Origin of the sequence: Companilactobacillus baiquanensis (assembly GCF_003946605.1) — a bacterium.
GTDB classification, from domain to species: domain Bacteria; phylum Bacillota; class Bacilli; order Lactobacillales; family Lactobacillaceae; genus Companilactobacillus; species Companilactobacillus baiquanensis.
In genome coordinates, this window is the sequence record NZ_RHOQ01000010.1 from 1 (window position 1) to 23150 (window position 23150).

Consider the following 23150-nt stretch of genomic DNA (forward strand, 5'->3'; position numbering starts at 1 on the left):
CATTTATCTGGGCTATGTGTGGTGAGAACCAAACATATGATGATATGGATGCAGTTGCAATGGACGAATTAAGATAATAAAAAAACTTATAAAAAGAGGGGCAATAACAATGGCACAATCACCAGAAGAAATTAAGAAAAATGAAGAAGCTTTAGATCAATTCAAAATGAACTTTTTTGACTTAACAGGAAAAGTTGCTGTTATCACAGGTGGTAACACAGGTTTAGGACAAGGATATGCTGTTGCTTTAGCTGAAGCTGGAGCTGACATCTTTATCCCTACATTCGGTACAGCAGAATGGGACGAAACACGTAGCATGATCGAAAAACGTGGACGCAAAGTTGAATTTGCTGATGTTGATTTAACAAAAGAAGGCGTTCCTGAAGAAGTTGTTCAAAAGGTTATCGATACATTTGGACACATTGATATTTTGATCAATAATGCTGGTATGATCCGTCGTAACCCATTACTTGAATCAAAAGATTCAGATTGGGATCAAGTTATCAATATCAACTTGAATGCTGTATACCATATGTCAATGGCTGCTGCTAAAGAAATGGCAAAGCAAAAATCAGGTAAGATCATTAATATCGGTTCAATGTTGTCATTCCAAGGTGGAAAATTCATTCCTTCATATACAGCATCAAAACACGGTGTTGCAGGTCTAACAAAGTCATTTGCTAGTGAATTAGGCGCATACAATATCCAAGTTAACGCTATTGCACCAGGTTACATTAAGACAGCTAATACAGCACCTATTCGTGCTGACAAAGCTCGTAACCAAGAAATTCTTGATAGAATTCCTGCTGGACACTGGGCAGAACCATCAGAATTGATGGGCGTTGCAGTATTCTTAGCAAGTAAAGCTTCAAACTACGTAAGTGGTCACATCTTAGCAGTTGATGGTGGTTACTTAGTTCGTTAATTAAATCCTTTTAAAGATATGCGGATTCTTTAAAAGCTTCAAAAATATCATCCAAAAATACAAAAAAGAGTGATGCCTTAGGCACCACTCTTTTTGATTTTGTTCCAAATAATATGGAAAAAATAGGCAGAACTAAATGATAATATCCAAGTTATTAAGTAGCAGGTTATTATTCCCAACAAAGGATTGACAAAAATAATATTTCTTCCGCCAAACATCCAAATTACTTGTAACCAAAAAACATTTGAAAGATACGCTCTGTATGCATAAGTTGATAAGAAATGAACCAGTGGTAGATATTTTGAAGGATCATTTATCTGCTTAATAGCAAAAGCCATTATTAATCCAATTACGATCAAGGAATAAAGGGTCATTGATGGTTTGTAGTATGGTGCATTGGTTAATTTAATCGGGAATCCATAAGCAAATAATTCTCGATTTGTCCAAGTAAAGATAGCAATAAAGCTAAGAATTAAAAATGGCCAAACTCGCTTCATGATAAGTTCTAGTTTAGTACGTTTTACCCAGGCTAGGGTGCCAAATATTCCATAAATTATAAAACTGATAAAAATTCGGTCGAACAAATACCAATCTTGTTCATGAACGCCATGAAAGACATTTAAATCATAAAAATAAATCCAAAGAAAATAACCTACAAAAGTAAGTGCGAGTATTAAGAATGTGTAATTTCTATGTTGTTCAATGAATTTTGCTAGAAACCAAAACAAGGGCATGAGGAAAATAAATTGTAGCATCATTGTGTTATACCAGAGATGTGGTGCAGCATTACCATTAATAAATTGCCAAATAAAACTTCCTATATTATGGTAGGAGTTTACTTGCTGCAGTCTAGGAAAAACCAATAGATAGATCAATGTCCACAAAATAGTGGGAACAAACAGACTGGACCATTGCCTTTTCAAATAAGGTAGATAAACTCTATCAGTATTTCTAGTAGTTGAGTATAGTATTCCGAAAATAAATACAGGAGCAGTAAACTTCACTAGATTGTATAAGAGTCCAATTATGATCTGATAATTTTGACTAGGATCGGTTTTTAGAGCAAAACTAAGAACCGTTTGCATCATGACCGCGGTACAGGCAAAGACCTTCATAAAGTCTCCGATATCAGTTTTTGTTTCTTTCAAAAGCAACACCTACTTAAAAAAATAATAAAAAGCCAAAACTTAATTAAAGTTTTGACCTTGTTTCTACTACTATAAGGTACCTTATGCGCCATGCGGGAGTCGAACCCGCATCCCAGGAACCGGAATCCTATGTGCTATCCATTACACTAACAGCGCATACTATAATATTATCTCATTAATCATAAAAAAGTAAATTGCAAAGAAAGCGTAATCATTGGATTTTTTTGGAGCTTAACTCTTGAAAAAATTATAATACCGTATATAATAATCAGTGTGCTTAAGAGATGACTTTAGTCATCCGGGCTTTTATTTTTTAAGTACATGGGTCGTAAATAGACATACAGGGACAGAAAAAGTCCCATGGAGTATATCAAATGACTAATAATGAAGATTTAGAATTGCTTGATCTAATTGCTCCAGACTTCATTAAGACTCTGGAAAAGCGATTTAAAATTCTTCAGAGTATTTCATTAATGGAACCTGTTGGGCGTAGAGTTTTAGCCGATGACCTAGATGTGACCGAACGAAGTTTGAGAACAGAAACCGATTTATTAAGGAATCAAGGATTGATCGTTTCCTCTAAATCAGGTATGTCCTTAACCGAAAAGGGAAGACACGTTGCAAGTGAACTTGGAAAAGTTCTGGCGGGTTATCAAGGAACTGCATTAATAGAAAAGAAGTTAAGTCAAAAACTTGGAATCGCACGTTGCATTGTTTTACCAGGTAATGCTGATAAGCAACATGGAGTAATCGATTCGTTTGGAAGAAGACTTAACCAATTGCTTGGTTCGATTTTACCTGAAGGAAAAAGTATTGTTTCCGTAACAGGTGGTACTACCATGGCACGAGTTGCTCAAAATCTATCATCTAATTTATCAAAAAATCGTAAGTTGCTGTTTTTACCAGCACGTGGCGGTTTGGGTGAGTCAGTGATGATTCAGGCAAATAGTGTTTGTGCCGAAATGGCATTAAAAACTCATGGTCAGTATCGAGCACTTTATCTTCCAGAAGATATCAGTGCTGAAAGTTTTGAATCATTGCAAAAAGAGTCTTCAATTAAGTCGGTTCTTGATTTAATATATAAGAGCAATGTTGTTATTCACAGCATTGGCACGGCAAGTATTATGGCTGATCGAAGAAATTTATCTCCTGAGGAGAAGATGAATGTTTTAGACAGTAATGCTGTATCAGAGGCATTCGGTGATTTCTTTGATCAAAGAGGAAGACTTGTCTATAAGGTACCTAGGATTGGACTTCATGTCCGGGACCTTGATAAAATAAAATATGTGATAGCGATTGCGGGCGGTCAAAAAAAGGCTGATGCGATTAAATCATATATGAACAATGCACCAACTCATACTGTATTAATAACAGATGAGGGTGCCTCAGAGTTGATTTTAAGGGATAACCCTTTAAAATAATATTAGTTTTAATTTCCTGAAGGAGGAATTTTTGTATGACTACAAAAGTTGGTATTAATGGATTTGGACGTATTGGTCGTTTGGCATTCCGTCGTATTGCTGCAATCGACACAGATTTGGAAGTTGTTGCAATCAACGATTTGACATCACCTGCAATGCTTGCACACCTATTAAAATATGATACAGCCCATGGTAACTTTAAGGCTGATTCAATCAGTGCTACAGAAAATGCTATCATCGTTGATGGTAAGACAATCCCTGTTTATGCTGAAATGAACGCTGCAGACCTTAAATGGGTTGCAAATGACGGTGTTGACATCGTTCTTGAATGTACTGGTTTCTACACATCATCAGAAAAGGCACAAGCTCATATCGATGCTGGTGCAAAACGTGTATTGATCTCAGCTCCATCAGGTGACATGCCTACAGTTGTTTATGGTGTTAACGATGATATTCTTACAAATGACGTTAAGATCGCTTCAGCTGGTTCATGTACAACTAACTGTCTTGCACCATTAGCTAATGCCGTTAACAAAGAATTCGGTATCAAAGCTGGTACAATGACAACAATTCACGCATACACAGCTACACAAAAACTTCAAGATGGTCCAGAACGTAAAGGTAATGTTCGTGCTGCACGTGCTGCTGCTGCAAACATCATTCCTCATTCAACTGGTGCTGCTAAGGCTCTTGGTCTTGTTGTTCCTGAACTTAAAGGTAAGCTTGATGGACATGCACAACGTGTTCCAGTTATCACAGGTTCAGTTACAGAATTAGTTGCAACTCTTGACAAAGAAGTTACAGTTGACCAAGTTAATGCTGCTGTTAAGAAGTATACTGACAACAACCCTTCATTCGGTTACAACGATGATGAAATTGTTTCATCAGATATTATCGGTACTTCATTCGGTTCAGTATTTGACCCAACACAAACACAAATCGTTGGTTCAGGTGACGCCCAAGTTGTAAAGACTGTTGCTTGGTATGACAACGAATCAGGATTTACTGCACAAATGGTTCGTACACTTGAAAAATTTGCTACATTAAATTAATTATTTAGTTTTAGCAAACAAACAGACTAATTTAGTGATTTAAATTGGCGGAGGGAGGTAAACTCCTTCCGCTATTTTTTTAAGATAATTATTTGGAGGATTTATAATGGCCAAACTTATTGTTTCTGACGTTGATGTAAAAGACAAAAAGGTCTTAATGCGTGTAGATTTCAATGTTCCAATCAAAGATGGTGTTGTCGGAGATACAAACCGTATCGTTGCCGCAATTCCAACAATCAAATATGTAGCTGAACAAGGTGGTAAGGTTATCTTACTTTCTCACTTGGGTAGAATTAAGAGTGACGAAGATAAAAAGGCTTTGTCATTGAAGCCAGTTGCTGAAAAGTTACAAGAATTAAGTGGACTATCAGTTAAGTTCGTACCAACTAACGAAGGTAAAGAACTTGAGGATGCTATCAACGAACTAAATGATGGTGACATTCTTTTGATGGAAAACACTCGTTTCCAAGATATCGATAATGACTTTGGTAAACGTGAAAGTAAAAATGATCCAAAACTTGGTGAATACTGGGCATCACTTGGTGATGTATTTATCAACGATGCTTTTGGTACAGCTCACAGAAGCCATGCCTCAAACGTTGGTATCTCAACAGCTATGAAAGCTGCTGGCAAACCAGTTGCTGCTGGTTACTTAATGGAAAAAGAAATCAAATTCTTAGGTAATGCCGTTGATAATCCTGTACACCCATTCGTAACAATTCTTGGTGGTGCAAAGGTTTCAGATAAAATCGGTGTTATCGAACACTTGATTCCAAAATCAGATCACATCATTATCGGTGGTGGTATGGCATACACATTCTTAGCCGCTCAAGGCCACAAGATTGGTAAGTCATTGTTCGAAGAAGACAAAGTTGAACTTGCTAAAGACCTCCTTCAAAAAGCAGGCGACAAGATCGTTCTTCCAGTAGACCACATCGTTGCAAAAGAATTCTCAAATGATGCTGATGCTACAACTACTGATGGTGTAGATATTCCTGATGACCAAATGGCACTTGATATTGGACCTAAGTCAATTGCATTGTTCAAAGATACTTTGAAGGGTGCTAAGACTGTTGTATGGAATGGACCTATGGGTGCATTCGAAATGAGCAAGTTTGCTGAAGGTACACTAGAAGTTGGACGTGCACTTGGTGAATTATCAGATGCTACTACAATTGTTGGTGGTGGTGATTCAACTGCTGCTGCTAAGAGTCTTGGTATTGCTGATAAACTAACACACATCTCAACTGGTGGTGGTGCTTCACTTGAATATCTAGAAGGTAAAGTATTACCTGGTATTGATTCAATTTCTGACAAATAATTTAAGGAGAATTTAATTTATGCGTACACCTATTATTGCGGGTAACTGGAAGATGAATAAAAATCCTCAAGAAACCCAAGAATTTCTAGAAGCTATCAAAGGCAAGTTGCCAGAATCTGGCGTAGAAGCTATTATTGGTGCTCCTGCTATTGACTTAAACGCTCTTACATGGTTCTCAAAAGATGAACCATTGAAGACAGCTGCTGAAAACTGCTACTTTGAAGATGCCGGTGCATTTACTGGTGAAACTTCACCAAAGGCTCTTTCAGATATGGGTCTTGACTATGTAATTATTGGTCACTCAGAAAGACGTCAATACTTCGGTGAGACTGACGAAGATATTAACAAGAAGGCACATGCTATTCTTAAAAATAACATGCTACCAATCATCTGCTGTGGTGAAACTCTAGAACAACGTGAAGCCGGCAAAGCTGAAGAATGGGTAACTGGTCAAATTGAAAATGCTGTTAAAGGCATTTCAGCTGACGATTTAGCTAAATCAGTTATTGCTTACGAACCAATCTGGGCTATCGGTACTGGTAAGACTGCTACTGCTGATCAAGCACAAGAAATGGTTCATGTGATCCGTGAAAAGATTGCTAGTTTGTATGATGCTGACACTGCTGATAAAGTACGTATTCTTTACGGTGGTTCAGTTAAACCTGCAAATGTTAAAGAATTAATGTCTAAAGAAGATATTGATGGTGGACTTGTTGGTGGTGCATCAATGGATCCTGAATCATTCTTAGCATTAGTTAATTTTCAAAAATAATAACTAAATAAGATATTTATTTTGATTCATAAAAAGGTTAAAATTAGCCTGTATTTAAAATCATAAAGGAGATTTTTAAAATATGTCTGTAATTACTGATATTTTAGGTCGCGAAGTTCTTGACTCACGTGGTAACCCAACTGTTGAAGTTGAACTATATACTGAATTAGGTGGCTTTGGCCGCGGAATCGTTCCATCAGGTGCTTCTACTGGTGAACACGAAGCTGTTGAATTACGTGACGGCGACAAATCACGTTTTGGTGGCAAGGGTGTTCTTAAAGCTGTTGCTAACGTTAACGACAAGATTGCTAAAAAGATCGTTGGTATGGATGTTACTGACCAAAGAGCTATTGATCAAGCTATGATCGAATTAGATGGTACAGAAAACAAGGGTAACCTTGGTGCAAATGCTATCTTAGGTGTTTCATTGGCTGCTGCACGTGCTGCTGCTGACGAAATTGGTCTTCCATTGTACGAATATCTTGGTGGTCCTAATGCTCACGTATTGCCAACACCAATGATGAACGTTATCAATGGTGGTAAGCATGCTGATAACAACGTTGACTTCCAAGAATTCATGATCGTACCTGTTGGTGCAAAATCAGTTCATGAAGCCGTACGTATGGGTTCAGAAACTTTCCAAGCACTTAAATCATTGCTTAAAGACCGTGGTCTAAACACTGCTGTTGGTGATGAAGGTGGATTTGCTCCTGACCTTGAGAACAACGAAGCTCCTTTCAAGATTTTGGTTGAAGCTATTGAAAAAGCTGGTTACAAGCCTGGCGACGACGTTGCTATTGGTTTTGACTGTGCTTCATCAGAATTCTATAACAAAGAAACTGGTAAGTACGAATTGAAGGGTGAAGGCGACAATGGTGCCGTTCTTTCAACTGACGAATTTATCGAACTATTAGGTGGAATCGTTGACAAGTACCCAGTTATTACAATCGAAGACCCAATTGACGAAGACAACTGGGAAGATTGGCAAAAAGTTACAAAGGCTCTTGGTGACAAGGTTCAATTAGTTGGTGACGACTTGTTCGTTACAAACACTGACTACTTGAAGAAGGGTATTGAAATGGGAGTTTCAAACTCAATCCTTATCAAACTTAACCAAATTGGTACACTTACAGAAACATTTGAAGCTATCGAAATGGCCAAAGAAGCTGGATTCACAGCTGTTGTATCACACCGTTCAGGTGAAACAGAAGATACAACAATTGCTGACCTTGTTGTTGCTACAAACGCAGGTCAAATCAAGACTGGTTCAATGAGCCGTACAGACCGTATTGCTAAATACAACCAATTGATGAGAATCGAAGATCAACTTGGTGATCAAGCTGAATATAAAGGTATCAAGAGTTTCTACAACTTGAACAAATAATTGATTCAATAAAGACCGTCTTTGGACGGTCTTTTTTTTTTCGTAAATTTTGGGTTATAATTTTAATCACGGGGTGAAATTTATGAAAATCTTAGTAGCAGACAACGATAAAGTTAAATTGACCTTAGGCGGGATAATTGTAGGGATATTTACCGGTATCACGGTTAGTGCCTTTCGCTGGTCAATAGCAAATTTGTTGACTATTTTTCAAGGTGCATATAAAGCCGCCAGATCCAATTTAATTCTTATCTTGGCATTATTGGTTTTATTAGTTGCTGTGGGTATATTTGTTAGTAAACTTTTAAAAAGTGAACCTAATATTTCAGGTTCAGGTATTCCACAAGTTGAGGCCCAGTTGGCTGGAGAAATGGAATTGAGTTGGTGGTCGATTTTGTGGAAAAAGTTTGTTGGTGGAATCGTAAGTATTGGTCCAGGACTTTTTCTTGGTCGTGAAGGACCATCGATCCAACTTGGTGCGGCAATTGGACAAGGTTATAGTGAAATAACCCATGAAAGTGGAGCTTTTCGCAGAGTATTGATCGCTAGTGGAGCTACTGGTGGTTTGGCGGCAGCTTTTAATGCACCAATTGCAGGATCAATGTTTGTTTTGGAAGAGGTTTATCATAATTTTTCACCATTAGTTTGGGTAACATCTTTAGCAAGCGCAGTAAGCTCCAATTTAATTGCGTTATACGTCTTTGGACTTAAGCCTGTTTTAGATGTCCCATATAAGTTCAGTATGCCAATTGGAGATTATTGGCATCTAATTATATTAGGAATAATTTTAGGGCTGTTAGGGAGGCTGTATCAAGTCGTCTTGCTATCAATGCCAAAGTTATATGCGATAACTAGAATACCTAGAAATTTACAAGGATTGATCCCCTTGATTTTGATTGTTCCCGTAGGTATGAGTTTTCCGATGTTTATCGGTGGTGGTAATGGCATAATTATTAGTCTTACTAACTTAGGAACTAGTTTGACTCTTTTAATTGGTTTGTTTTTATTACGATTTATTTTTTCGATGATTTCGTACGGATCAGGGTTGCCCGGTGGTATTTTCTTACCGATCTTGAACTTAGGGGCAATCATTGGAGCCGTTTATGCGGTTTCTATGCACAATTTAGGATTATTACCGTTGGCATTTGAAAGTAATTTGATCATCTTTGCGATGGCTGGTTATTTTGCTTGTATTGGTAAAGCACCTTTTACAGCTATTATTTTAGTTACAGAAATGGTTGGTTCATTAAAGCATCTCATGCCTTTGGCAGTTATTTCTTTAATTGCTTATTTGGTAGTTGATTTATTAAATGGTGCACCAATTTATGAAGCACTAAAAGAACGTTTGAATATCAATGAGAAATTCTTGAACAAAGCTAGCAAGTTTAATGATCGTTTAGAAATTTCTGTTTTTGAAGGAAGTCCTATTGAAGGTGAATATATTCGAGATATTCCATTCCCCAAAGATATTTTGATCGTGGCTATTTATCGTGGAGAAAGTCAGATAATACCTCGTGGTGATACTGTGATAAAGGCTGGCGATAGGTTAGTTACTATGGTTAACGCTGCTAAACGTGCTAAGATAAAGAGGATTCTTGAAGAGCTGATTAATTGAATTGACTAGAAATTTGACTGCAATTATGTTATTGTTTTAGAAGTGATTTCAGCTTTAAACACCATGAACGGAGGTTTTTATAAGGTGTATAACGTTATTGAAATAGCCTTAATTGTCGTTTCTATACTTATAATCATCGCGGTATTAATGCAACCTAGTAAGCAACAAGATGCTTTGAATGCATTATCTGGTGGTGGTGGTGATTTATTCACTAAGCAAAAGAAACGTGGATTTGAAGCCGTAATGGTTAAGGTTACCTATGTTTTACTAGTGCTATTTTTTGTATTTTCATTAGTATTGGTATACTTGTCATCTCATTAAAAAACGTATCCTCCTGATGAATCTCAGGAGGTTTTTTATTATCAGGAAGGGAAGAATGTTATGAAGATATTACAACCAAAACCTTTTTTCTTTAATAAAGGGAAAAAAGCAATCATTTTGCTACATTCCTTTAGTGGGACACCTAATGATATGCGTTTGATTGGAAGAACCTTTGAACGTAATGATTATTCGGTTTACGCACCGATGTTTGCTGGACATGGTACGAGTGAACCATTGGATATTTTGGAAAAAGGTCATCCTGATATTTGGTGGCAACAAGTTCTTGATGCGATCGAGTTCTTAAAACAAGAAGGTAAAGAAGAATTTTATATATTTGGTTTATCTTTAGGAGCTATTTTTGCTACTAAGGGTTTGGAGAATTGTCCTGAAATTAAGTTAGGCGGCGTTTTTGGTTCACCTTTGTATGCTGACACGTATGCAAACGTTAGAAAAGCTTTCTTAACATATTCAAGAAAAGTCTATGAGATACATGAATTAGACGAAATAGAAATAGCTCAAAAAATGCGTTTAGTTGATTCAAAAATAGATTTAATGTTGACAAATATTAATAAAACGGCTGATACTGTTGCTAGCGAGCTACCAAAACTAGCAAAACCTTATTTTATTGGTCAAGGGACCACTGATGAGATGGTTGATCCAGATAAAGCTGAATTAGTAGCTAAAGATGTGAAGAAGTCAGAATTACATTGGTATGAGGCTGGACATGTCTTAACAATAAATCATGCACATAAGCAACTTGAAAGTGATTTATTAAAATTTTTAGAAAATAATTGAGGATAGAAATGCCTGATAAAGAAGAAAAATTAATAGCAGATATTTTAGAGTTTTTCAGAAGTAATCCTGATAGACGCTATACATCTGAAAAAATTGAAGATGCTTTGAGATTACATGGCTCTTCAGCTTTTAAACGTGTTGTTAAATCATTGGCTGTACTTGAAGGTGAAGGCAAAATCACTTTAACCAACAAAGATGAGTTTAAAATGACACAACAAGATAAAGTTCTCGAAGGAACTTTTAAGGGTAATGATAAGGGATTTGGTTTTGTTCGCTACGATGAAGTTGAACCTGATGCCTTTGTTACTCGTGATAATACTCTACATGCCGTTAACGGTGATACTGTGGAAGTCAAAATCACTAAACCTTCAAATCCATGGATCGATAAGGGACCTGAAGGCGAAGTTATAAAAATTATAGAACGTTCACTTACTAAAGTAGTTGGCGAATTTTATCCATATAGTGATGCACAAGTGGAAAAATCCGGTCATTTTGGATACGTAAAAAGTCATGAAAAGAAGATCGCTTCATACATGATTTTTATCTCTAATAAAGGACTACATCCCCAAATGGGAGATATGGTTCAAGTATCTATCGATGAATATCCAAATGATAAACATCCACAAAGTATGGAAGGAACTGCACTCGAAATTCTTGGTAATAAGAACGATCCTGGAGTTGACATTATGTCTATCGTTGTTGATAACGATATTAATCCGGAATTTCCTGATGATGTTTTAAAGCAAGCTGAATCAGTTCCAGACCACGTCTTAGAAAGTGATCGTGTCGGTAGAAAAGATTTAACTGATAATATGGTTATTACAATTGATGGGGATGACTCCAAAGATTTTGATGATGCCGTTGGTGTTGAAAAACTTGCCAATGGTAATTATCATCTTGAAGTCCACATTGCTGATGTAACTCACTATGTTACTGAAGGATCAGCTCTTGATAATGAAGCTTACGAACGTGGAACAAGTACCTATCTGGTTGATCGTGTTATCCCAATGTTGCCATTTAGATTATCTAATGGAATATGTTCACTGAATCCAGGTGAAGATAGATTGGCACTAACCTGTGATATGGAAATTGATCCACAAGGTAATGTCGTAAAGCATGAGATATATCCTAGTATTATTCAATCTAAGTATCGTATGACATATAACAATGTTAATAGTATTTTAGATGGCGACCCTGAATTATTAGCTGAATATAAGGAATTAGCACCAACAATTACTGAAATGGCAGAGTTGCATAAGATCCTCTTTAACAAACGTCATCTTCGTGGTGCTATCGATTTTGAGGAAACAGAAGCACAAATCATTGTTGATGAAAATGGTAAGCCGATTGATATTAAGCTAAGAGAACGTGGTACTTCTGAACGAATGATCGAATCGTTTATGTTAGCAGCTAATGAAACCGTTGCAGAACATTATAGTTTGAAACATGTACCTTTCTTGTATCGTGTCCATGAAAAGCCAGACGATGAAAAAGTTAAAAACTTCTTTGAATTTGTTGCAGCTATGGGTGTAGATGTTAAAGGTAACTTAAAAGAGATCACTCCTAAGATGTTCCAAGGCGTGTTAGCTAAAGTTATTGGTACACCTGAAGAAGCAGTTGTAACTATTATGTTATTGAGAAGTATGCAACAAGCTAGATATTCCGATAATCCATTAGGACACTTTGGCTTGGCAGCTAAATACTATACTCACTTTACTTCACCAATTCGTCGTTATCCTGATTTGATCGTTCATCGTATGATCCATAGTTATGCCGAAAACGGCTTTACAGATGACGAGCAAGCTAAATGGTCTAGCAAGCTGAGTGAAATAGCTGAACATTCATCTGGTCGTGAAAGAAAATCGATCGATGCTGAACGTGCAGTTGATGACTTGAAGAAGACTGAATATATGGCAGATCAAGTTGGACAAGAATTTGATGCCGTTGTTAGTTCAGTTACTAGTTTTGGGATGTTTATTCAACTTGATAATACCGTTGAAGGTTTGATTCATATTTCAAATATGAAAGATGACTTCTATGAGTATGATGAGAAGAGTATGTCTATGCATGGCCGTGGAACAGGAAAAACCTTCAAAGTTGGACAAGCAATTAAAGTAAAACTTATTAGGGCTGACGTTGAACATAGACAGATCGACTTTGAAAGAGTTCTAAATAAAGAAGAACAAGAGCAAGTTGAGAAGCGAGAAGCAGAATTTAAAAAGCGTCGCTCTAACTCAAATCGTGGACGTAGAAACCACAATAACCATAGTGATAATAATGGTAAAGGACACGGTAAAAGACGCGGCAAATACGAAAGACGGTGATAACTGATGAAAAAACATCATACAAAAGCTGCTAATGAAGTAGCAAACAACCGTAAAGCTCGTCATGATTATAATATTCTGGAAACTTATGAAGCTGGAATTAGTTTGACCGGAACAGAAATTAAATCTGTTCGTGCTAGCAAAATCAATATTCGTGATGGATTTGTTCAAGCTAGAAATGGTGAATTATGGTTAGAGAATGTTAATATCAGTATTTACGATCAAGGAAATCAGTTTAATCACGATCCCTTAAGAAATCGTAAGTTGCTTTTGCATCGTAAAGAAATCAGAAAAATAAGCAGTACGATTCAAGAAAAAGGTATCACAGTTGTACCTTTGAAAGTCTACTTGAAACATGGATTTGCTAAAGTTCTGATAGGTGTTGCAGAAGGTAAGAAACAATATGATAAGCGTGAAACAATTAAGAGACGTGACCAAGAAAGAGAAATTCAACGTGTAATGAAGAATGCATATTGATTCCTAAATAATACCAATCCAAAGGTGTGACTTTTGTCGCATCTTTTTTGTATGGTCAAAATTACCACTAAATAGCCAATATTTACCACTTGTCAAAAATTTGAATACAAATAGTCTTTTTTGTTTAAAATAATGAGCATAAATAAAAAGGGGCTAATTTGATGAAAATATTACAGACAAAAAACTTAGTAAAGAAATTTGGTAATAAAATAGCTGTTGATAATATTTCCTTAACAATTGATCAAGGTGAAATGATAGCTTTATTGGGCCCTAACGGAGCAGGCAAGTCAACCACAATAAATATGCTGATCGGTATGATTCAGCCGACTAGCGGCCAGATAATTTTTGGTGAAGAAACTACTGATATTCGTGCTTATCGTTCCAAGATTGGAGTTGTCTTTCAAAGTAGTGTTTTAGATAGTAATTTGACAGTTGCGGACAATATTATGTTGCGTGTCAAAATGTATTTTAAGCATATTAATGTACAAAGTTTGATAAATAAATTTGAATTAAGTAGTATTTGGAAACAAAAATATGGCAGTCTTTCCGGTGGTCAAAAACGACGTGTCGATATAGCTCGAGCTTTAATTAGTGATCCTAAACTACTATTTTTAGATGAACCATCGACAGGATTAGATATTCAAACAAGAACTAAAATTTGGGAAATACTGGATGGATTGCGAAAAGAGACAGGATTAACAATTATCTTTACAACGCACTACTTAGAAGAGTCACAAAATGCTGATTTTATTTATATTATTGATCAAGGAAAACTGATTGCTGATGATACCGTATTGGAATTACAAAAGAAGTATACGAAAAATATTTTGAAAGTGGTTTATAAAACTGGCAAGACACAAAAAATGGAACTTGATAATAAAAACGAAGCAATTCAAATATTAACGGATAAAAAATCAGCTATTAGTGATTTTGAATACCGACCCGGTACGATGGATGATGTTTTTATGAACTTAACTGGAAGGAAGATTCGTTAATATGAGTGGACTAATTTATCGTAATCTCAAAATATATTTTAGCGACAAAAGTGGAATTTTCTTTTCTTTAATGGGTGCAATGATCTCTTTTGTATTGTATTTAATATTTTTAAGTCAGAATATGATCAGCAATTGGAGTAATGTTCCGGATACAAAGTTACTGTTAGATCCTTGGTTAATTGGCGGCACTATGACAATTACGGCAATCACGACCACCTTGAGTAGCTTGAGTTTGATGGTTCAAGATCGTGAGAGACATGTTCTGGCTGATATTAGCTTGACTGATATTGGGTTTCTAGGAATTCAATTTTCTTATTTGATAACAGCTATGATCGTTGGGATCATTATGCAGTTAGTAATGTATTTCATAATGGGAATTTATTTTATGATTGTGGATAAAAGTAGTATGGATCTGCAGATTTTTCCACAGATTTTAGGTATTGTTATCTTGAGTAGTTTTATTTGGACTATTTTTAACTTATTACTATTATCTTTTGCTAAGAAAGTTGATACTTTGGGCAAAATAGCCACTATCGTTGGAACGGCTTCTGGATTTTTTGCAGGTGTTTACATGCCAATTGGAGTGCTGCCTGCAACCGTTCAAAAAATTATGAAATATACACCCGCCTTATACGATACGGCGATGTATCGTGATGTATTGATGCAATCCCAGTTACGACAGTCATTTAAAAATTTACCCAATTCAGTAGAGAACAAGTTTAAAGAGGTAATGGGAATCAATGTTAAGTGGAACCATCAGATTTTAACGATTCAACAAGATATATTAACTATCGTAGTTTTTGCAATTGTTATAGCGGTGTTGATAATTTTGATTTCTAAGATCAGTCGCCGAGTAATTATAAGTAAAGTGTGATTTTAAGGGGATTACTAGATGAAAATAAATTTCAATCAAGATGATAAAATTCCAAAAAATGAAATTGATGTCACGGTCAAGGCGGCAAATTTTTCTGATGAAGTTCAAGAATTAATGCGAAAACTGGAAGAATTGAGTGTTAAATTTTCAGCTATACCATTGTCAATAAAAGATCGTGTCGTTATGGTTCAGGTCAAACAAATTATTGCTATTGAAGTATTTGAAAATGAATTGACTATTTATACACATGAAGAAAATTATCAATTACGCGGGCAACTCAAAAAGATGATCGAAAAAATAAATGACGGTGACTTTGTTCAGATCTCAAAAAACACGGTTATTAATTTGAATCATTTGAATTCCTTAGAGGCGGCTTTTTCTGGTAATATGACAGCATTTTTAACTGATGATTTAAAATTTAGTGTTAGTCGAAAATATTTGTCTGGTTTAAAAAAGCAATTAGGAATGTGAGGTGGAAATTATGACGAAAATTATAAAAGCCGTTAAGTATTTTGTGATAGGGGTCTTACTAGGATCATTTAGTTTTCTTTTAATATTATTATTTAGTGATGGTATGTTAGTTGAATCCAAATCAGTTTTATCGTTATTTTTATTCAGTGGATTAATTGGGTTGGTATCCATGATATTTAAAACTGAATGGTTTAATTTTCCAATCAGGTTATTAATACATCTTTTAGTTACAATTGTGATAGTTTGTTTAATGATGTATTTTGCAGGATGGTGGAATCTTATTGTGGTGGAGCATATTCCATCGTTTGGAATTACCTTTGCTTTAATTTATATTGTTGTTTGGATAATGCTATATTTGGCAGATGTTACTAATACCAAAAAAATTAATGATGTAATACAGAAGAGAAAAGCAAAATAGTACAAAAAAAGAATGCGACGAGAGTCACATTCTTTTTGGATTATTAATATAAATAGCAATCGTGTGGAAGCTTTAATAATTGAGGTTTACTGTAATAGTAACCTTGTTTAAGATTTACACCCATTTTATCACTAAGTTTGTGATCTTCTTTATCCTCGATACCTTCGACGATCAAGCGTAATCCATATTCACGACTCATAGCGTGCCAGAAGTGAATTTTTTGTTGCATACTTTTATCAATGAATTTTTTACTAAAATTTTGTAAAGCAAATTTTAATTCAGAAGCAAATGGTAATAGATCTATTATATTGTGGAAAAGATTTATTCCAGTACCAACGTCATCAATGGATATTTGAATTCCTTGGTCTAAAAAGTATTTTAATTTTGATTGAACTTCTTTAACTGAATATTGTTTAGGACTTTCATCTTCAGTTAATTCAACTACTAATTTAGTAGGATAGATCAAATTTTGACTTTCTATGATTGCTTTTGAAATCGATGTGGTCATTAATTGTTCGCGACTGACATTTACGGATAAACGACGTACCTTATCTGATAATACTTTAGTAGTTTTAATAAGAAGATCAGCCGTAATTTCTGGATCTATTGCTGAGAACGACTTTGGCAAGCGCCAGCCTTCTGGTGTGTGTTCTTTCATTAATAGTTCGTATCCTATGATTGTATCCGTGTTAGTGTCTACTTGCGGTTGAACAAAATAACGATAAATTGATTCCAATAAATGTTTCCTCCAAAATATAAATATGTAAATTTTTAAATATAATACTATAATATACTATGATACCATTTAACAGAAAGAAAGGGTAAATTTATGAAAGTTGTTGTCATTGGATGTACTCATGCTGGTATAGCAGCTGTAAAACAAATTTTGAACAATTATCCTGACACAAAAATAACTGTATATGAACGTCAAAGCAGTATTTCTTATTTATCATGCGCTACGTATTTACATATTGAGGGGACTGTAAAGACACTTTCTGACGCTTTGTATGCTGATCCTGAGGAATTTAAACAACAGGGCGTTGAAATGGAAATGAATCATGATGTTATTCGTCTAAATGCTAAGGATCACTCTATGCTGGTTCAGGATTTAAATACTAGAGAGATGGAAACGATCAGTTATGATAAATTGATCGTAGCAACGGGGTCAATTACGGCCATTCCCACTATCAGTGGAATTGAAAATCCCAAAGTATTACTTTGTAAGACTTATGATCAAGCACGCGATTTATGTCAAACGACGTTAGATAAACATCGAATTGCGGTCATTGGTGGCGGATATGTGGGAGTTGAATTGGCTGAAGGATACATTAGATCCGGTCATGAAGTATTGTTATTCCAGCAATCACCATATTTATTAGACAAGTACGTCGAGCCGTCGATCTCTGAGGCCGTTAAACAAAAATTAATTGAAAATGGTGTAAAAGTTATTACGAACTCTAAAGTTCGATCATTTTCTGATACTAAAGATGGGGATCTATTAGTATCGACTGATGATGAGGAATATGAAGTTGATATGTCCGCTATGAGTGCTGGTATCATTCCACAAACCGATTTACTCCAGGGACAAGTGGATATGAAAGAAAACGGTGCGATTATAGTTGATGAATATATGCATACTTCAAATCCAGATATTTTGGCTGCAGGGGATGATGCTGTTGTTCATTATAATCCAACCCTGTCGCTTGGATATTCACCATTGGCATCTCACGCAGTGCGTCAAGGTACTTTAGCTGGAATTAATGTTTTTAAACGACTAGTTAGGTCAATTGGAACCCAATCTACTACAGGCATGATGATTTTTAATCAAACGATAGCCACCACAGGTTTGACATTAAAAGAAGCTAAATCAGCTAATTTTAATGCTGCCAGTGTCACTTATAACGGTCCATATCGACCAGATTTTATGCCAGATGCACACTTTGTAACGGTTATTTTAATTTATGATCGAAACAATCGAAAGATATTAGGAGCGCAATTGATGAGTGAGCATGATATATCTCAGTCGGCTAATACTATTTCTGCTTTGATCCAAAATGAAGGAACAATAGATCAATTAGCTTTATTAGATATGTTATTTTCACCAAACTTCAATAATACTTTCGACTATTTAAATTTAGCAGCTCAAAAAGCCGTTGAACAGGAACATGGATATTTGCGTACATAAAACTATATGAAAATACCTATTGATTTGGTAAGATATTACTAAAAAGAAGTCATGAGGTATTCTCTTGAAGAAAACTGTAAAATACTTATTAGAAGTTTTAGAAGATCAATTGTCGCAAAAGTTAATATCTAAGTATACAATGACGGATCTTATCCGTTCTTCAGGAGTTAAACGTGGTACAATTTATTATCATTTTGAAGATTTAAATGATGTATTTGACGTGTATCTTGAAACACTGATCACTGATCGAATCAATGTAGGATCAGTTGATGATCAAGTGAAAGAATTGATCAATTTTATTTCGTCAAAAAGAATACTATGTCTTAATTTGTATAGATTAGTTAAGACTCAAAAGCGGCGTGCTTATTTTCTAGAAGTATTAAATAGATCCTTTCAACAATATGACCTGTGTAATAAAGAGCAGGGTTCATACTTAGTTGGGGGATTTTTATTTATCTTAATCGAATGGTTTGATAATGATTTAAGAGAATCTGAACAAGTAATTTTAAAAAAATTATTGAATTATATCGAATTCGTTAGTGTCAGGGATAAAGTGTAAAGCGGTTGGCGTATTGTCAATAAAACTGACATTTTTCAGAAAGTGTACATATCACTTACATGAAAATAAAGATAATATATTAATTGAGCAAGGCTCATAAAAAATAATATGAACGATTTTTCGAGCATTAACTTGGCCCCCAGTTTACCAGGTTAATGCTTTTTTGCGGGATCTAACTAGATAATGTATGATATTTAATGAGGTGAAATAATGTTTAGATATGCAAAAAAAGAAGATGTTGATCAGATATTACCGACACTTTTTCAAATATTTGATGAAATGGAAATGGATATTTTTAAAGAGTACGGAAATAAGACAATGGAAGACATCATTCGTGAAGGATTTTTCTTACCGGATTATCGCTATGGTTTAAACCACATTTTAGTTAATGAGATCGATGGAGAAGCTGCTGCGATTGCAATTGGCTACCCTGAAAAACTAGAAGATACAATTGATGTACCACTGCATAAAATTATGGAAAAGCATGGGATTAAAGAAACTTCGTTATTCACAGATAAAGAGGCTTGGCCAGGTGAATGGTATTTGGACTCTTTTGCTGTGGCACCTAAATTCCAAAATCAAGGAATTGGAACGAAAACTTTGATTGAATTTATCGAAGTTATTAGAAAACGTGGAGAAAAGATCCTCAGTCTAAATGTTGATGTGGACAATGCTCCGGCACAACACGTATATAAAAAAGTTGGCTTTAAAAAAGTAGGTCAATTATATATCGGAAGTCATTTGTATGATCATATGCAATATGATTTAACTTCTAAGTAGGTCGTAAACAGAGCGTGAAATAAGGCGGTTAGAGACTGAGCATATTCGTAGATAAGCGGAGGTCTCTGCCTTATTTCACGCGTTTCAATAAATAAAAAGCAGATGTCCAATTAAGGGCATTTGCTTTTTTGAGATACATTAATGTTCTAGTTTTTTAAAATTACTAAATTTTATCTTTGATTTAAAATTCAACCCTAAAGATTTATCAAGTTTGAAATTTGGAATTCGAACGTATTTGTCCAAAAAAATTGCAATCAAAGTACAGATTGGAGCATGGTCGATCTCACTTATATTAAGTTCTAATCCGGGATGGCCAAGACTTAAGATAGTAGGCGAGACTTGCATGATCTCTCTGCTTCCTTTAGTAATGTGGTAGTTGGACATTATTATATTACCGGTTATATTCCAGTTGATCTTGCCGATGTGGACGTATTTCATATCGATCACAGGGACAGCATTTATTGTAGCAACTTCCTCGCCATCAAATTCTATGGAATAAATTTTGAGAAAATTGTTTTTTAGTTTTATTTCACCAATTTTGGTATTTAAACGATTAAATAGTTGGATCAACAAAGGATTTTCCTTATCGCGCGAAGCAATAAAGATGGTCTCTTTATTTTGATTTGCGATTACTAGGACGTTTCCATCCATTAAATCTGCTTTGCGAATAAATAATTTCATTAGATTTGTCCTATTATTTTTTATTATCAGCAATTACCTTCTCAATTGCTTGTGCTACTCCATCATTTACATTAGTGTCGGTATATTCGTCAGCCATGTCGGTGATACTTTGAATGGCATTCTTCATAGCAACACCAACTCCAGCCGATTTTATCATCGAAGCATCATTTAGATTATCTCCGATAGCCATGGTTTCTGACCGCTTAATACCACGTTTTTTGGCATATTCTAAAAGTGCGATTCCTTTTTGAGCATCAACACTGTTTATTTCTAAGTCATTTGGTGCAGATGATGTTACCACAACGTCAGATAATTTGCTTATTTTATCCATTACTGGTCCAAGCGTTTTTGCTTCTTCAGGATCATAAGCAATCATCTTCATTATTTCGTAACTATTGTCTGCAAGAATATTATCAAAACTATCAACATAGTTCATTGGGACATTTTTGATTTTTTCTTTTGTTTGCTTCAGTGCGTCTTCTCTGGTGGTTCCGGGATTTAATTTTAGTAGCAAGTCGGCTAAACTAGATACACGGAGGTCGATATTTTCGGAAAAGATCCCTTTGTTAGTTATTAATTCAAAATAGATATTATGAGTACGTAAAATATTGACGATCTTATTCTTAGAGTCAATGGATAAAGGATTACTTGAAACTAAATTTTCTTTGCTGTCAAATACTTCTGCTCCGTTAAGGGTAATGTACCCAGGAGTGATTTTTCCTCTTAGAAAAGGCTTTGCTTCACTGATTCCTCTACCAGTGGCAATTAAAAATTCTATGCCATTTTCTTGTGCATCTTTTATGGCTTTGAGATTACGATCAGAAACTTCCATCTTGTCATCTAGCAAGGTTCCATCCATATCCGATGCAATTAGCTTAATCATATGATTCCCTCCAAAATTGTTGTACTTATATGTGCATATTACCATATTTTGTAAAAATATATTATTTAGATAGCAGGTGTAAAGTTGAGAAATTTTATTAATGACGACTGGCAAAAAGTTTTGAACGAGCAATTTAATGAGCCGTATTATCATCAGTTACATAATTTTTTAAAAGAAGAATATTCTACACAGACGATTTATCCCAATATGAATAATATTTATCAGGCTTTCAAATGGACTTCCTTTTCTGATACAAAAGTAGTTATTTTGGGTCAAGATCCTTATCATGAACCAAATCAGGCAATCGGCTGTAGTTTTTCTGTTGCACCAGGTGTGACGATCCCGCCATCACTACGCAATATTTATAAAGAATTGGAAAGTGACCTAGGCTATAAGCCTGTAAATCACGGTTATTTGAAATCCTGGGCTCAACAAGGAGTTTTATTATTGAATTCTGTTTTGACCGTTAGAAGAGGCCAGGCTAATTCACATAAAGGTAAAGGTTGGGAGAAATTAACTGACTATGCTATTCAAGCTTTATCAAAACGTGGAGGGGTTGTTTTTATACTATGGGGTAATGCTGCGAAGAGCAAAATACCTTTGATCGACCAAGAAAAAAACACAATTATTTCGTCTACACATCCCAGTCCTTTCTCGGCAAATTATGGTTTTTTTGGTTCTCGACCATTTTCTAAAGCAAATGAAGCGCTTTTACACTATAATGAAAGGGTAATCAATTGGCAATTACCAGAGGTTGTCAATGAAATGGAGGAGAAATAATGGATTTATTTGATAGTCTAAAGAACAAAATTGATGGGAAAAACTTTACAATTGTCTTCCCTGAGGGAAATGAACCTAGAATTCTAAGAGCCGCTTTGCGTCTCCACAATGAAAGCGTTTTAAAACCAATTCTTATTGGTAACAAAGACGAAATTGCTAAAGTAGCTACTGAATATTCTGCAGATCTTAAAGATATTACAATTATCGATCCAGAAACATATGCTGATTTTGATGCTATGGTTGAATCATTTGTTGAACGTCGTAAGGGTAAGAATACTAAAGAACAAGCTGAAAAGATGCTTAAAGATAATAATTACTTCGGTACTATGTTAGTTTACATGGGCAAGGCTGATGGTATGGTATCAGGTTCTGTTCACTCAACTGGTGATACAGTTCGTCCAGCTCTACAAATTGTTAAAACAGCCCCAGGTTCATCACGTATTAGTGGATCATTCATCATGCAAAAAGGTGACGAAAGATACATGTTTGGTGACTGTGCCATCAACATTAACCCTAATGCTCAAGAATTGGCTGAAATTGCCGTACAAACTGCTAAGACGGCTAAATTATTTGACATTGATCCTAAAGTTGCTATGCTTAGTTTCTCAACTAAGGGTAGTGCTAAGAGTGATGAAGTTACTAAAGTCGCTGAAGCCACAGAAATTGCTCACAAACTAGCTCCAGAAATCGAACTAGATGGTGAATTACAATTTGATGCTTCATTTGTACCAAGTGTTGGTGCTCAAAAGGCTCCAGGCTCAAAAGTAGCTGGTCACGCAAATGTCTTTATCTTCCCAGAATTACAATCTGGTAATATTGGCTACAAGATTGCTCAAAGATTTGGTGGCTTTGAAGCTATTGGACCTATCTTGCAAGGTTTGAACAAACCAATCTCTGATCTTTCTCGTGGATGTAACGAAGAAGATGTTTATAAGACAGCTATTTTGACAGCAGCACTTGCCTTATAAAAAA

General features: G+C 35.3%; 24 protein-coding genes and 1 tRNA gene. 20 read left to right on the top strand and 5 right to left on the bottom strand.

Features of this window, described 5'->3' with window-relative positions; genetic code table 11:
* Positions 1–109: 109 nt before the first annotated feature.
* A complete protein-coding gene (gene kduD / locus EKM77_RS10195) occupies positions 110–925 on the top strand; it encodes a 2-dehydro-3-deoxy-D-gluconate 5-dehydrogenase KduD (protein WP_125593961.1) in 816 nt (271 codons plus the stop codon).
* Between the two features lie 77 nt (positions 926–1002).
* Here the strand turns inward: kduD and EKM77_RS10200 are convergent, their stop codons facing one another.
* The gene (locus tag EKM77_RS10200) at positions 1003–2040 is read right to left on the bottom strand and encodes an acyltransferase family protein (protein ID WP_125594010.1); all 1038 of its coding nucleotides are present in this window, start codon (positions 2038–2040) and stop codon (positions 1003–1005) included.
* A gap of 117 nt (positions 2041–2157) precedes the next feature.
* Positions 2158–2229: transfer RNA gene (locus tag EKM77_RS10205), tRNA-Arg, on the bottom strand.
* 218 nt (positions 2230–2447) lie between these two features.
* Between EKM77_RS10205 and EKM77_RS10210 the strand changes: the two genes are divergently transcribed.
* The 14 genes from EKM77_RS10210 (at position 2448) to EKM77_RS10275 (ending at position 16310) form a co-directional block, all read left to right on the top strand.
* On the top strand, positions 2448–3494 hold the full coding sequence (locus EKM77_RS10210; protein WP_125593962.1) for a sugar-binding transcriptional regulator: 1047 nt from the start codon (positions 2448–2450) through the stop codon (positions 3492–3494).
* A 35-nt stretch (positions 3495–3529) separates the two neighbouring features.
* A complete protein-coding gene (gene gap / locus EKM77_RS10215) occupies positions 3530–4546 on the top strand; it encodes a type I glyceraldehyde-3-phosphate dehydrogenase (RefSeq protein ID WP_125593963.1) in 1017 nt (338 codons plus the stop codon).
* A gap of 106 nt (positions 4547–4652) precedes the next feature.
* A complete protein-coding gene (locus EKM77_RS10220) occupies positions 4653–5867 on the top strand; it encodes a phosphoglycerate kinase (RefSeq protein ID WP_125593964.1) in 1215 nt (404 codons plus the stop codon).
* Between the two features lie 19 nt (positions 5868–5886).
* Positions 5887–6639: a triose-phosphate isomerase gene (tpiA, locus tag EKM77_RS10225; protein ID WP_125593965.1), complete on the top strand. Its 753-nt coding sequence runs from the start codon at positions 5887–5889 to the stop codon at positions 6637–6639.
* An 82-nt stretch (positions 6640–6721) separates the two neighbouring features.
* Positions 6722–8023, top strand: a complete 1302-nt coding sequence (gene eno, locus EKM77_RS10230; protein WP_125593966.1) for a phosphopyruvate hydratase — start codon at positions 6722–6724, stop codon at positions 8021–8023.
* 82 nt (positions 8024–8105) lie between these two features.
* Positions 8106–9635, top strand: coding sequence for a ClC family H(+)/Cl(-) exchange transporter (locus EKM77_RS10235; protein ID WP_125593967.1), 1530 nt, complete (start codon positions 8106–8108; stop codon positions 9633–9635).
* An 84-nt stretch (positions 9636–9719) separates the two neighbouring features.
* Complete coding sequence (gene secG, locus EKM77_RS10240; protein ID WP_125593968.1) at positions 9720–9956, top strand: preprotein translocase subunit SecG; 237 nt, start codon at positions 9720–9722, stop codon at positions 9954–9956.
* A 60-nt stretch (positions 9957–10016) separates the two neighbouring features.
* Positions 10017–10751: an alpha/beta hydrolase gene (locus EKM77_RS10245; RefSeq protein WP_125593969.1), complete on the top strand. Its 735-nt coding sequence runs from the start codon at positions 10017–10019 to the stop codon at positions 10749–10751.
* 8 nt (positions 10752–10759) lie between these two features.
* Entirely contained in the window at positions 10760–13075 is a 2316-nt protein-coding gene (gene rnr / locus EKM77_RS10250; protein WP_125593970.1) for a ribonuclease R, read from the top strand.
* A gap of 6 nt (positions 13076–13081) precedes the next feature.
* Positions 13082–13552, top strand: coding sequence for an SsrA-binding protein SmpB (gene smpB / locus EKM77_RS10255; protein WP_125593971.1), 471 nt, complete (start codon positions 13082–13084; stop codon positions 13550–13552).
* 161 nt (positions 13553–13713) lie between these two features.
* Positions 13714–14547 (top strand): ABC transporter ATP-binding protein, encoded by an 834-nt coding sequence (locus EKM77_RS10260; RefSeq protein WP_125593972.1) that lies wholly within the window; start codon positions 13714–13716, stop codon positions 14545–14547.
* A 1-nt stretch (position 14548) separates the two neighbouring features.
* On the top strand, positions 14549–15421 hold the full coding sequence (locus EKM77_RS10265; protein ID WP_125593973.1) for an ABC transporter permease: 873 nt from the start codon (positions 14549–14551) through the stop codon (positions 15419–15421).
* An 18-nt stretch (positions 15422–15439) separates the two neighbouring features.
* Positions 15440–15892 (top strand): LytTR family DNA-binding domain-containing protein, encoded by a 453-nt coding sequence (locus EKM77_RS10270; protein ID WP_125593974.1) that lies wholly within the window; start codon positions 15440–15442, stop codon positions 15890–15892.
* A gap of 10 nt (positions 15893–15902) precedes the next feature.
* Entirely contained in the window at positions 15903–16310 is a 408-nt protein-coding gene (locus EKM77_RS10275) for a DUF3021 domain-containing protein (RefSeq protein ID WP_125593975.1), read from the top strand.
* A gap of 43 nt (positions 16311–16353) precedes the next feature.
* Here EKM77_RS10275 and EKM77_RS10280 read toward each other — a convergent pair whose 3' ends face one another.
* On the bottom strand, positions 16354–17046 hold the full coding sequence (locus EKM77_RS10280; RefSeq protein WP_125593976.1) for an EAL domain-containing protein: 693 nt from the start codon (positions 17044–17046) through the stop codon (positions 16354–16356).
* A gap of 93 nt (positions 17047–17139) precedes the next feature.
* Here EKM77_RS10280 and EKM77_RS10285 point away from each other — a divergent pair, with 93 nt between their 5' ends.
* From EKM77_RS10285 to EKM77_RS10295, 3 genes are all read left to right on the top strand, one after another.
* Positions 17140–18495, top strand: coding sequence for an FAD-dependent oxidoreductase (locus EKM77_RS10285; RefSeq protein ID WP_125593977.1), 1356 nt, complete (start codon positions 17140–17142; stop codon positions 18493–18495).
* A gap of 64 nt (positions 18496–18559) precedes the next feature.
* Complete coding sequence (locus EKM77_RS10290) at positions 18560–19054, top strand: TetR family transcriptional regulator (protein ID WP_164507774.1); 495 nt, start codon at positions 18560–18562, stop codon at positions 19052–19054.
* Positions 19055–19264: 210 nt separating this feature from the next.
* Complete coding sequence (locus tag EKM77_RS10295; protein ID WP_125593979.1) at positions 19265–19834, top strand: GNAT family N-acetyltransferase; 570 nt, start codon at positions 19265–19267, stop codon at positions 19832–19834.
* Between the two features lie 138 nt (positions 19835–19972).
* On the opposite strand, the gene EKM77_RS10300 is transcribed toward EKM77_RS10295, so the two are convergent.
* The gene (locus EKM77_RS10300) at positions 19973–20515 is read right to left on the bottom strand and encodes an LURP-one-related/scramblase family protein (RefSeq protein WP_125593980.1); all 543 of its coding nucleotides are present in this window, start codon (positions 20513–20515) and stop codon (positions 19973–19975) included.
* A 13-nt stretch (positions 20516–20528) separates the two neighbouring features.
* Entirely contained in the window at positions 20529–21398 is an 870-nt protein-coding gene (locus EKM77_RS10305; protein ID WP_125593981.1) for a Cof-type HAD-IIB family hydrolase, read from the bottom strand.
* Positions 21399–21482: 84 nt separating this feature from the next.
* Between EKM77_RS10305 and EKM77_RS10310 the strand changes: the two genes are divergently transcribed.
* Positions 21483–22178, top strand: a complete 696-nt coding sequence (locus EKM77_RS10310) for a uracil-DNA glycosylase (RefSeq protein ID WP_125593982.1) — start codon at positions 21483–21485, stop codon at positions 22176–22178.
* Positions 22178–23146, top strand: a complete 969-nt coding sequence (gene pta / locus EKM77_RS10315; RefSeq protein ID WP_125593983.1) for a phosphate acetyltransferase — start codon at positions 22178–22180, stop codon at positions 23144–23146. Before EKM77_RS10310 ends, pta begins: the two co-directional genes overlap by 1 nt.
* Positions 23147–23150 lie beyond the last annotated feature (4 nt).